Below are 10,866 nucleotides of genomic sequence, written 5' to 3' on the forward strand. Positions count from 1 at the left end.
GGACGCGAGGGGATGCCCGGTGGGGTGCGAGGCACCGGTCGTCAGCCGACCATGCCCTCGGCGAGCTCCTCGGTGAGATTGGATTCCGTGCCGGGGATGCCGAGGTCCTGGGCCCGCTTGTCGGCCATCGCCAGCAGCCGGCGGATCCGGCCGGCGACGGCGTCCTTGGTCAGCGGCGGGTCCGCGAGGGCGCCCAGCTCCTCCAGCGATGCCTGCTTGTGCTCCATGCGCAGCCGGCCGGCCGCGGCGAGGTGCTCGGGGACCTCCTCGCCGAGGATCTCCAGGGCGCGTTGGACCCGGGCGCCCGCGGCGACCGCGGCGCGCGCCGAGCGGCGGAGGTTGGCGTCGTCGAAGTTGGCCAGGCGGTTGGCGGTGGCGCGGACCTCGCGGCGCATCCGCCGCTCCTCCCACGCGAGCACCGACTCGTGGGCCCCGAGCCGCGTCAGCAGGGCGCCGATCGCATCACCGTCACGGACGACGACGCGGTCCACGCCGCGCACCTCGCGGGCCTTGGCGCCGATGCCGAGCCGGCGGGCGGCGCCGACCAGCGCGAGCGCCGCCTCGGGCCCGGGGCAGGTGACCTCCAGCGACGAGGAGCGGCCGGGCTCGGTCAGCGAGCCATGGGCCAGGAAGGCCCCGCGCCAGGCCGCCTCGGCGTCGCAGGTCGCGCCGGAGACGACCTGTGGGGGCAGGCCGCGGATCGGGCGGCCGCGGCCGTCCACCAGGCCGGTCTGCCGGGCCAGCTGATCGCCGCCGGCCACGACCCGGACCACGTAGCGGCTGCCGCGCCGCAGCCCGCCGGGGGCCATCACCACCAGGTCGGAGCTGTGCCCGAAGATCTCCAGGATGTCCTTGCGCAGCCGACGGGCGGCAATGCCGGTGTCCAGCTCCGCCTCGATCACGATGCGTCCGCTGACCAGATGCAGACCGCCCGCGAACCGCAGGATCGACGAGACCTCCGACTTCCGGCAGCAGGTCCGGGTGACGGGGAGCCGGGAGATTTCATCCTTCACCGCTGCCGTCATCGCCATGGGCCGATCCTTCCATGCATCCGAAAAATACGGTCGTACGCGGCTGCCAGCAGCTCCGGGTCGTGCCGGTCGGGGGCTCCCCCGGCGCTCGACCGGGCGTCGTCTCCTTGTGCGGCGACCGCCGCCAGCTCGACCTCGCTGCCGACCAGCTGCTTTGCGGCAGTGGTCAGGCCATCGAGGTCGGGCACGGCGGCCTTGTCGGCCAGCACCACGTCGAAGGCGAGTTTAGGGGCGTGTCGGGCCAAAACCTCCAAATGACGCTGCGGGGAGAAGCCATCGGTTTCGCCCGGTTGGGGCGCAAGGTTGAGCGAAAGGACCTTTCGGGCCTTGGTCTCCTCCAGGGCCTCGCGCAGCTCCGGCACCAGCAGATGCGGGATCACCGAGGAGAACCAGGATCCGGGGCCGAGCACCACCCAGTCGGCGTCACGCACCGCGGCCACCGCCTCGGGGACGGCCGGCGGGTCCTCGGGGACCACATGGACGGACTGCACCTCGCCGCGGGTGAGCGCGACGGTGGCCTGGCCGCGGACCGTGGAGATCTCGTCCGGGCGGTCCGCGTCATGCCCCTTGACCTGGGCCTGGAGCTCCAGGGGCACCGCCGACATCGGCAGCACCCGGCCGTGCGCGCCGAGCAGCTTGCCGACCAGGTCGAGCGCCTGGACATGATCGCCGAGCTGCTCCCACAGCGCGACGATCAGCAGATTGCCGACCGCGTGGTCGTGGAGCTCCCCTTCGCTCTGGAAGCGGTGCTGGATCACCCGCGACCAGGTCTGGCCCCAGTCGTCGTCGCCGCAGAGGGCGGCCAGCGCCTTGCGCAGATCGCCGGGCGGCAGGACGCCCAGCTCGTCGCGCAGGCGGCCGCTGGAGCCGCCGTCGTCGGCGACCGTGACCACGGCGGTCAGATCACCGGTGATACGGCGCAGCGCGGCCAGCGAGGCGGACAGCCCCATGCCGCCGCCCAGCGCGACCACCTTGGGGGTGGCGCCCTTCGTCGTCCGCGCGCTGGAGACGAAGCGGCGGACCCGGCGCAGCCGGGGAGTGGTGCGCCCGCTCACTCGCGCCCCATGTCCCGGTGGACGACGACCGTTTCCACCCCTTCGGAGACCAGACGGCGGGCGAGCTTCTCGGACATCGCAACACTGCGGTGCTTGCCGCCCGTGCAGCCCACGGCGATGGTCACATAGCGCTTGCCCTCCCGGCGGTAGCCCTCCGCGACGATCCGCAGCAGCTCGGCGTAGCCGTCCAGGAACTCCTTGGAGCCGGGCTGGCTGAAGACATAGCTGGAGACCTCGTCGTTGAGCCCCGTGAAGGGGCGCAGCTCGGGGACCCAGTGCGGGTTGGGGATGAAGCGGCAGTCGATGACCATGTCGGCGTCGACCGGCAGGCCGTACTTGAAGCCGAAGGACATGACCGTGGCGCGCAGCTCGGGGACCTCTTCGCCGGCGAACTGGGCGTCCATCTTGGCGCGCAGCTCGTGGACGTTGAGGCTGGAGGTGTCGATGACCAGGTCGGCGTCGCCGCGCAGCTCGCGCAGCAGATCGCGCTCGGCGGCGATGCCGTCGACGATCCGGCCGTCGCCCTGGAGGGGGTGCGGGCGGCGCACCGACTCGAAGCGGCGCACCAGGGCCTCGTCGGAGGACTCCAGGAAGACGATGCGGCGCTTGACGTTCTGCGCGTCGAGGGTGGCCAGCGATTCCTTGAGGTTGGCGAAGAACCGGCGGCCGCGGACGTCGACGACGACCGCGATCCGGGCGACATTGCCCTGCGAGCGGGCGCCCAGCTCGACCATCGGCGCGATCAGCTCGGGCGGGATGTTGTCGACGACGAACCAGCCGAGGTCCTCCAGGCACTTCGCGGCCGTGCTGCGGCCGGCGCCGGACATCCCGGAGATGATCACCAACTCGGGAATCGCGGCGCTCTCGCCCTGATCGGTCGTGCCCGTGTTCACCTCTGCACCGTCTCTCTCGGGTTCCTGCGCTTCGTGCGGTGTACTCATCGTTCCTGCCCCCGTTCTGCCGACAACGCGGCCGGTGGGGCCCCGTCATCCTCAATGATCTCTCCTGTGGCGGTGTTCACCGCGGGGGCGGACGGTGCCGCCCCGGCCAGCGCCGCAACGACCGTCTCGGCGGTCTTGCGGCCGACGCCCGGGACCTCACAGATCTCGTCGACCGTCGCGGCCCGCAGCTTCTTCAGCGAGCCGAAGTGCTTGAGCAGGGCCTGGCGGCGGGTGTCGCCCAGCCCGGCGACGGCGTCCAGTGGGGAGGCCTTCAGCCGCTTGCCGCGCTTGGTGCGCTGATATCGGAGGGCGAAGCGGTGCGCCTCGTCACGGACGCGCTGGAGGAGGTAGAGGCCCTCGCTGCTGCGCGGCAGCACCACCGGGTCGTCGTCCCCGGGCAGCCAGACCTCTTCGAGGCGCTTGGCCAGGCCGCAGACGGCGACATCGTCGATGCCGAGCTCGTCCAGGGCCCTGCGCGCGGCCGCGACCTGCGGGGCGCCGCCGTCGACGACCACGAGCTGGGGCGGGTAGGCGAACCGCTTGGGGCGGCCGTCCTCGTCGACGGGGCGGCCGGCACCCGGCTCCATGGGGCTCTCGGCCTCCACGGGGGCGTCCTCGGCCGGCTCCTCCGTCCATTCGCCGGACCGCTGCTTCTCCTGGAGGTAGCGCCGGAAGCGGCGGGCGGTGACCTCGTGCATGGAGCGGACGTCGTCCTGGCCCTGGCCGTGCCAGATCTGCTCGTCGCCCACCCGGCCCTTGATCTGGAAGCGGCGGTACTCGCTCTTGCGGGCGAGGCCGTCCTCGAACACCACCATCGAGGCGACGACGTCGTCGCCCTGGAGGTGGGAGATGTCGAAGCACTCGATGCGCAGCGGCACCGAATCAAGGCCGAGCGCCTCGGCGATCTCCTCCAGCGCGCGGGAGCGGGTGGTCAGGTCGGAGGCGCGCTTGGTCTTGTGCAGCGCCAGCGCCTGCTGGGCGTTGCGGCCGACCGTGGCCATCAGGTCCTTCTTGTCGCCGCGCTGCGGAATCCGCAGCGAGACCTGGGAGCCGCGACGGTGCGAGAGCCACTGCGCGACCGGCTCGACGGGCTCGGGGAGCGCCGGGACCAGGACCTCCTTGGGGACGGCGTCGCCCTGCTCCTCGCCGTACAACTGCTGGAGGGCGTGCTCGACGAGATCGCCGGTGGTGACGGCCTCGACCTTGTCGGTGACCCAGCCGCGCTGGCCGCGGACCCGGCCGCCGCGGACGTGGAAGATCTGGACGGCGGCTTCGAGTTCGTCCTCGGCGACGGCGATCAGATCGGCGTCGGTGGCGTCGGCGAGGACCACGGCGCTCTTCTCCATGGCCCGCTTGAGCGCCCCTATGTCGTCCCGCAGCCGGGCGGCGCGCTCGTACTCCATCTCCTCGGCGGCCTCCTGCATCTGCCGCTCCAGGCGGCGGAGGTAGGCGCCGGTGCGGCCGGCCATGAAGTCGCAGAATTCCTCGGCGAGTTCGCGGTGGTCCCCGGCGGAGATCCGCTCGACGCAGGGGGCCGAGCACTTGCCGATGTAGCCGAGCAGGCAGGGGCGGCCGATCTGGGCGGAGCGCTTGAAGACACCGGCGGAGCAGGTACGCACCGGGAAGACCCGCAGCATCAGATCGACGGTCTCGCGGATGGCCCAGGCGTGGCCGTAGGGGCCGAAATAGCGCACGCCCTTCTTCTTGGCACCGCGCATGACCTGGACGCGCGGGAACTCCTCGTTGAGGGTCACCGCCAGATACGGATAGCTCTTGTCGTCGCGGTACTTGACGTTGAACCGGGGGTCGAACTCCTTGATCCAGGTGTATTCGAGCTGGAGCGCCTCGACCTCCGTGGAGACCACGGTCCATTCCACCGCGGCGGCGGTGGTGACCATCGTGCGGGTACGCGGATGGAGGCCGGCCAGGTCCTGGAAGTAGCTGGCCAGGCGCTGGCGCAGGCTCTTGGCCTTGCCGACGTAGATGACCCGGCCGTGCTCGTCGCGGAACTTATAGACCCCCGGCGAGTCGGGGATCTGTCCCGGCTTGGGTCGATAGCTGCTGGGGTCTGCCATGCACACCACCCTACTGACCGCCACCGACATTCACGGTGCCCCGACCACTCCCGCGGCCGGCCGGACGCCACCGGTCCGGCGGACCCCGGCCGCCACGCCGTCACGGGCGGGCCCCGGCCTGCGGCGGGGAGCGCAGGGGCACGGTGCGGGCGGGGACGGGACGGTGCGCATCCGGGTGGAGCAGGGCGGGGGCGGGCGGTCAGTAGTGGGCGGCCAGCAGTGGGCGGTCAGTAGTGGGCGGTCAGTAGTGGGCGGTGCGGCCCGGTCGAGACGTGCCGCGCCGATCCGGGGCACGGGCGCACGACGCGGGAGATCGGCGCCCGCCCGTCGGGGGGGGGGACGCCGGGACGGCTCCTGCCGGGACAGCTCCTGCGGACGGCGCGTCAGCGGCATGACGGCCGGTCAATGTCCGTACGGGGCCCGGAGGACGGCGGCCGGGATGCCCCGCCGCACGAGGCGCGGATCGGGCGCCGCCCCCGTGCGCCGGGTGCACGCCGGCCGCTCCGTGCGCCGTGCTCCGTTCCCCGTCCCCCCGCCGCCGCCCACCGTCCGGCAGCGGGGAGAAGGCCTGCTCAGTGACTGTGCCGGCGGCGCAGCGCCACGGCGGCGGACAGCCCCAGGGCGAGCAGAGCGGCGGCGGCCGCCACGGTCGAGGCCGCGGTCACCGGGAAGGAGTCGCCCGTGAGCGCCCCGGCCTCGACGGGCGCCTTCCGGGGGCCCTTCCCGGCGGCGGGCGGGCCGTAGCCGCCGGCCTCCCCGCGCCTGTCGTACGCGGAGCCGGGGAGCTTGTCCCCGTAGGCCTTCGCCACCCGCGTGCGGTAGGCGGCGACCGTGGTGCCGTGCGCGCCGACGGCCTTGCGGGCGTCGGCGTCCAGTGGCTCGATCCGGTCGCCGCGCTGGACGTACCAGGCGTCGATCTGCGGCTCGTGGAAGACCGTGCCGCCCTGTGCCCGCGCGGCGCCGGCCGCGGTGTAACGGGTCTCGTCGTCGCCGCCGGCGATATTGACGACCTTCCAGGCACCGCCCTGCGAGGCGGTCCACACCGAGGCGGTCCGGCCGTCGGCGGCCACCGCCTTGGTGGCGAGGAACTCCAGCCGGGCGACCGGGGCCGCCGGCCGGCCGCGGACGAAGTCCGGTGACAGGCCGTACACGGGGACGGTGCCGCCCTCGATGCGCGGGGCGGCCGGTGCGGCCCCGGTCACGGCGGCGCCGCCGTGCTGCCCCTCGGCGGCGAAGAACCGGGCGAGGGTGTGCAGGGTCGCGGGGGCGGTGGCCGCCGCACGGGCGGCGGTGAGGCTCGCGCGGGCCGGGGCCTGGGGCGCGGGGACGGCCGCGGCCAGTGCGGGGTGCGGCGTGAGGCCCATGAGGGCGGTCGCGACCGTCCCGGTGGCGACGGCGCGGAGGGCGGTGCGGACTGCGGTGCGCTTCGTCATGGCCTCAGGCTCCTATCCGGTAGAGGGAGTGTGTCCAGGAGAAGGAGCTGCCGTTCACGTAGTAGTCGAAATCGCCCCAGTTATAGCGATTATTGGTCGCCCAGGGATCACCCCAGTAGACCCAGTTGCGTTCTGTGTCATAGCCATAGAGCACATGCATGTGGCCGCCACCGGAGGACCACTGGATGCGGGTCTCCATCGGACGGCCGGCGTCGATCTCGCTCTGCACGGTGCCGTAGCCGAGCGAACCGCTCACGTAGGAGCCGGAGTTGATGCCCATCCAGGCGAAGGCGTTCTGCACATTGCCCAGGGTGGCCTGGTCGTTGGGGCAGGAGGTGCCCTGCTGGCGCTGGAAGGCGGCGTTGCAGAACTCGTTCTGGCTGTAGTTCTTGCCGTACCAGGCCGCGATGGTGTTGCCCGAGCCCGCCCAGCACCAGTTGGTGTTCTCCTGGGCCTGCATGGCGATGCCGAGGCTGTTGGCGGTGCGCAGGGCGGCCGCCGTACTACGGGCGGTGAGGGCGTGCGCCGGGGGTGTGAGGGGGGTGGCAGAGGCGGGGATCGTCCCCGTGAGCATGGTCAGTGCGGCGGCGGTGAGGGCCGCGGCCGACAGCCATCTGCGGCGGGAAACGCGTGCGTGGGGTGCACGAGTCATGGCGTTCCTCCCGAACAGGGGGGTGAGGGGGGTGAGAGGAGCGCATCCGGATGCTGTTGAGGAGCATCGGGTGTTGTCGCAGGCAGGTCAACACGCTTCAATGCGAGATGACATGGGGGTGTGGACGGAGGGGCCCGGATGTGAACGGCCGGTGCCCGGCTTGCTGCAGTGACCTGGCCGTACGGCGCGCAGCGGGCGATCCGGATGTGAACGTTCACCGCGCCGGAGGATTGAGGCAATGGCACAGGACACCCCCCGGTCGGCCGAGCTGGCGCAGCTGCTGCGCACCGGCCCGTTCCACCTCGCGCTGCGCTCCGCGCTCACCGAGCGCGGGCTCGCCCTCACCCGCGTCCAGCACAAGCTCGCGGAGCGCGGCATCACCATCGGGGTGACCAGCCTGAGTTACTGGCAGCAGGGCGCCCGGCGCCCGCAGCGCCCCGAGTCGCTGCGGGCGGTGCGCGCCCTGGAGGAGGTCCTGGAGCTGCCCGCGCGCTCGCTGCACCGGCTGCTGGTGCCGGAGGGCAGCGGCCTCCCGGAGGCCGAGCGGCCGGCCGCCCGCACGTACCGCTCCCTGGTGGCGCCCGCCGAGGCGCTGCGGCAGCTGTTCACCGAGCTGGAGGCTCCCGCGGACGGCGGTCTGCACACCGTGGGCCATCATGAGCGGGTCCGCATCGGGCCCGAGCGCCGGCTCCTGGAACGGGAGTCACTCCAGGTGGTGCGCGCACACCGGGACGGCGTGGACCGCTATGTCGCCATCCACCGCGGCGATGCCGGCTGCGATCCCTCCCGCGTCCGGGTGCGGGCCGCGGAGAACTGCCGGCTGGGCCGGGTGCGCGGGAGCGCCGAGGCCGGGGTGGTGGTCGCCGAGCTGCTCTTCGACGCCCGGCTGCGGGCCGGTGACACCCATGTCTTCGGCTACGTCTTCGAGGACGGCAGCGGCGGCCCGAGCACCGAGTACCTGCGCGGCTTCAGTTTCGCCGGCGGCCAGTACGTGCTCCAGGTCCGGTTCGACGAGGCGGCGCTGCCGGTGCGCTGCCGCCGCTTCGCCCAGACCTCGCCGGGCGCGCCGCGCAGCGGTCGACAAGAACTGACGCTCAGCGGACAGCACCGCGCGGTGCACCTCGTGGAGCAGGGGGTACGGCCCGGGATACTGGGCATCGCCTGGGACTGGGGGTGAGTCCCCGCGACCGGAGCGGCGGACCGCCGCCTCAGCCCGCGATCAGCTTGCCGTCCTTGGCCTTGACCGGCACCTCGGGCAGCGGGTCCGCCGCCGGCCCCTGGAGGACCTTGCCGGTGGTGACGTCGAAGCGGCTGCCGTGGCAGGGGCAGCTGCCCTCCTTCTTGTCGACCTCCGACAGGATGCAGCCGGCGTGGGTGCACTTGGCGCTGAAGCACTTGTACGTGCCCTTGGCGGGCTGCGACACCACGAGACGGTCCTCGCGGTAGAGCTTGGCGCCCCCGACCGGCACCTCGGCCGCGGCCCCGAGCTCGACCGGCCGGTCGGGCACCGCCGAGGCGTTCGCGCCCGAGTCCCCCGACGAGCAGGCGGTCAGTCCGCAGCCGGCGGCGCCGGCGAGCGCGGCCCCCCGCAGCACGGTGCGGCGGGCGGGGGACTGGCTCATGGCTGCTCCAGAGGGGACGGCGTCAGTGGCTGGCGGCTGACGACGATACCGGCACAGACCGTTCCGCTTCCGGCCGGGCCGGGCGTCCGCGCAGCGAGAGAGGCGGCACGGAGAGCAGCGCGCCGTGGCCGGGCCCGGAGCGGGGGCGGGCGGCTTGTCCCCGGTGTGACGTAAACGCTTACGCAAGCGTTTACGTTTCGGGCGGAGCCTCGTAGTGTGAGGGCTTCGCGGGAAGAGTGGCCGTGCCAGCGCGGCCCGGGGAGCCGCCGTGGCGCCCCGCGCGGGAAGGAAGAGCCGGATGACGACGATGGCGGATGTGGCACGGCGTGCGGGGGTGTCCGTCGCCACGGTCTCGCACGTGCTGAACGGGACGCGGCCGGTGCGCCCGGATACCCGTACCGCGGTACTCGGCGCCATCGACGCGCTCGGCTACACCCACAACACCCTGGCCCGCTCCCTGGTCACCTCCCGTACCCGCTCGATCGGCCTGGCGGTCTCGGCGATCAGCAACCCGTACTTCACCGAGATCCTCCAGGGCGTCGAGGCCGGCGCCCTGGAAGCCGGCTACAGCCTGCTGCTCGCCGATCCGCACGACGACCCGCGGCACGAGCGCACGGTCGTCCAGCTGCTGCACGAGCGGCGGGTGGACGGCATGATCGTCGCGCCGTCCGCGGAGCCCGCCGAGATGGTGGAGTATCTGGCCCGACGCGAGGTGCCCACGGTCTTCCTGGACCGGCTGGTGGGCGACGACCACGACCAGGTGTGCGCCGAGAGCACCGGTCCGGTGCGTCAACTGGTCGAGCATCTGGCCGACTCGGGGCACACCCGGATCGGTCTGGTGGCCGGCCTCCCCGGGCTGAGCACGACCACCGAGCGCGTCCAGGGCTACCGCGAGGGCCTGCGCGCCCGCGGGCTGCCGTTCGCCCCCGAACTCCTCGCCGGTGGCAACTCCGAGGCGGCGGGCGCCCATGACGCCACCCGGCAGCTGCTCGCCGCGGCACAACCGCCCACCGCGCTGGTCACCGCCAACAACGCGATGACCATCGGCGCGCTCCGGGCGCTGCGCGAGCTGGGCCTGGAGGTGCCCCGCGATATCGCGCTGGCCTGTTTCGACGACTTCTCGTGGGCCGATCTGTTCACGCCCCGGCTGACCGTGATCGCCCAGCCCAGCAAGGAGATCGGGGCGGCGGCGGTCCAGCTGCTGCTGGAGCGGCTGGCGCAGCCGGACCGGCCGCCGCGCACCGTCCGTCTCCCCTGCACCTTCGTGCACCGTACGTCGTGCGGCTGCGCCGAACCCGCCCCGGCCGCGCCCCCGGCCGCCCAGGAAAGGAACCGCACCCCGTGATCGTCGTCGCCGGCGAGGCACTGATCGACCTCGTCCCCAGCCCGCAGGAGCCCTCCCCGAGCAGCCCGGGCGTGGACGTCGCCACCCCGGACGGCCGGCTTCCGGCGCTGCAGCCGCAGCGCGGCGGCGGCCCGTACAACACCGCGGTCGCGCTGGGGCGGCTGGGCTCGCCCGCCGCGTTCTGCTCCCGGGTCTCCACCGATGCCTTCGGTGCGGCGCTGCTGCACGGGCTGCACAGCAGCGGCGTGGACACCTCGCTGGTGCAGCGCGGCAGTGAACCGACCACCCTCGCCGTGGCCGACATCAGCCCGGACGGGTCGGCGGGCTACGGCTTCTATGCCGACGGCACCGCCGACCGGCTCTTCACCCTGCCGCCGGCGCTGCCCGCCACGGTCCGTGCGCTGTCCCTGGGCACCTGCTCGCTCGTGCTGGAACCGGGGGCGAGCGCCTATGAGGCCCTGCTGCACCGCGAGGCGCGGCGCGGGGTGTTCACGGCGCTGGACCCCAATATCCGGGCCGGTCTGATCGCCGATCCGGACGCCTACCGGTCCCGCTTTCGCACCTGGCTCCCCGATCTCGCCCTCCTGAAGATGTCGGAGGAGGACGCCCTGTGGCTGGCGGGGGCCGGTGCCGCGGCGGGCGGCGGAGCGCAGGATGTCGCGCCAGTCGTCGTCGCCGAGCGCGGTGACGGCGGCGTACGAGAGGGCGTCGT

The 10,866-nt window shown here is 73.2% G+C and carries 10 protein-coding genes; 3 read left to right on the top strand and 7 right to left on the bottom strand.

Translation table 11 applies throughout. The annotated features are described in order from the left end of the window. Positions 1-41: 41 nt before the first annotated feature. From whiA to EST54_RS18360, 6 genes are all read right to left on the bottom strand, one after another. Positions 42-1,031, bottom strand: coding sequence for a DNA-binding protein WhiA (gene whiA / locus EST54_RS18335; RefSeq protein WP_018091880.1), 990 nt, complete (start codon positions 1,029-1,031; stop codon positions 42-44). Then, positions 1,022-2,086: a gluconeogenesis factor YvcK family protein gene (locus EST54_RS18340; RefSeq protein ID WP_129248723.1), complete on the bottom strand. Its 1,065-nt coding sequence runs from the start codon at positions 2,084-2,086 to the stop codon at positions 1,022-1,024. The genes whiA and EST54_RS18340 overlap by 10 nt, the downstream gene beginning before the upstream one ends. Beyond that, positions 2,083-3,027 (bottom strand): RNase adapter RapZ, encoded by a 945-nt coding sequence (rapZ, locus tag EST54_RS18345; RefSeq protein ID WP_129248724.1) that lies wholly within the window; start codon positions 3,025-3,027, stop codon positions 2,083-2,085. Before rapZ ends, EST54_RS18340 begins: the two co-directional genes overlap by 4 nt. Next, positions 3,024-5,102: an excinuclease ABC subunit UvrC gene (gene uvrC / locus EST54_RS18350; protein WP_129248725.1), complete on the bottom strand. Its 2,079-nt coding sequence runs from the start codon at positions 5,100-5,102 to the stop codon at positions 3,024-3,026. Before uvrC ends, rapZ begins: the two co-directional genes overlap by 4 nt. A 572-nt stretch (positions 5,103-5,674) precedes the next feature. Beyond that, positions 5,675-6,535 (bottom strand): hypothetical protein, encoded by an 861-nt coding sequence (locus EST54_RS18355; protein ID WP_129248726.1) that lies wholly within the window; start codon positions 6,533-6,535, stop codon positions 5,675-5,677. Positions 6,536-6,539: 4 nt separating this feature from the next. Then, a complete protein-coding gene (locus tag EST54_RS18360) occupies positions 6,540-7,187 on the bottom strand; it encodes a papain-like cysteine protease family protein (protein WP_129248727.1) in 648 nt (215 codons plus the stop codon). 238 nt (positions 7,188-7,425) lie between these two features. Between EST54_RS18360 and EST54_RS18365 the strand changes: the two genes are divergently transcribed. After that, positions 7,426-8,364, top strand: coding sequence for a hypothetical protein (locus tag EST54_RS18365; protein WP_129248728.1), 939 nt, complete (start codon positions 7,426-7,428; stop codon positions 8,362-8,364). A 31-nt stretch (positions 8,365-8,395) separates the two neighbouring features. Here the strand turns inward: EST54_RS18365 and EST54_RS18370 are convergent, their stop codons facing one another. Further along, complete coding sequence (locus EST54_RS18370) at positions 8,396-8,809, bottom strand: Rieske (2Fe-2S) protein (protein ID WP_129248729.1); 414 nt, start codon at positions 8,807-8,809, stop codon at positions 8,396-8,398. Positions 8,810-9,107: 298 nt separating this feature from the next. Between EST54_RS18370 and EST54_RS18375 the strand changes: the two genes are divergently transcribed. After that, positions 9,108-10,154, top strand: a complete 1,047-nt coding sequence (locus tag EST54_RS18375) for a LacI family DNA-binding transcriptional regulator (protein WP_129248730.1) — start codon at positions 9,108-9,110, stop codon at positions 10,152-10,154. Beyond that, a partial coding sequence (locus EST54_RS18380; RefSeq protein ID WP_244942552.1) for a PfkB family carbohydrate kinase occupies positions 10,151-10,866 on the top strand: 716 nt, incomplete at its 3' end. The genes EST54_RS18375 and EST54_RS18380, both read left to right, overlap by 4 nt.

It is taken from the genome of Streptomyces sioyaensis (assembly GCF_004122735.1).
GTDB classification, from domain to species: domain Bacteria; phylum Actinomycetota; class Actinomycetes; order Streptomycetales; family Streptomycetaceae; genus Streptomyces; species Streptomyces sioyaensis.

Bases quoted from the DNA above. Each gene is read 5' to 3' on its own strand.
- whiA (WP_018091880.1), bottom strand. From the start codon at position 1,031: ATGGCGATGACGGCAGCGGTGAAGGATGAAATCTCCCGGCTCCCCGTC.
- rapZ (WP_129248724.1), bottom strand. From the start codon at position 3,027: ATGAGTACACCGCACGAAGCGCAGGAACCCGAGAGAGACGGTGCAGAG.
- uvrC (WP_129248725.1), bottom strand. From the start codon at position 5,102: ATGGCAGACCCCAGCAGCTATCGACCCAAGCCGGGACAGATCCCCGAC.
- EST54_RS18355 (WP_129248726.1), bottom strand. From the start codon at position 6,535: ATGACGAAGCGCACCGCAGTCCGCACCGCCCTCCGCGCCGTCGCCACC.
- EST54_RS18360 (WP_129248727.1), bottom strand. From the start codon at position 7,187: ATGACTCGTGCACCCCACGCACGCGTTTCCCGCCGCAGATGGCTGTCG.
- EST54_RS18365 (WP_129248728.1), top strand. From the start codon at position 7,426: ATGGCACAGGACACCCCCCGGTCGGCCGAGCTGGCGCAGCTGCTGCGC.
- EST54_RS18370 (WP_129248729.1), bottom strand. From the start codon at position 8,809: ATGAGCCAGTCCCCCGCCCGCCGCACCGTGCTGCGGGGGGCCGCGCTC.
- EST54_RS18375 (WP_129248730.1), top strand. From the start codon at position 9,108: ATGACGACGATGGCGGATGTGGCACGGCGTGCGGGGGTGTCCGTCGCC.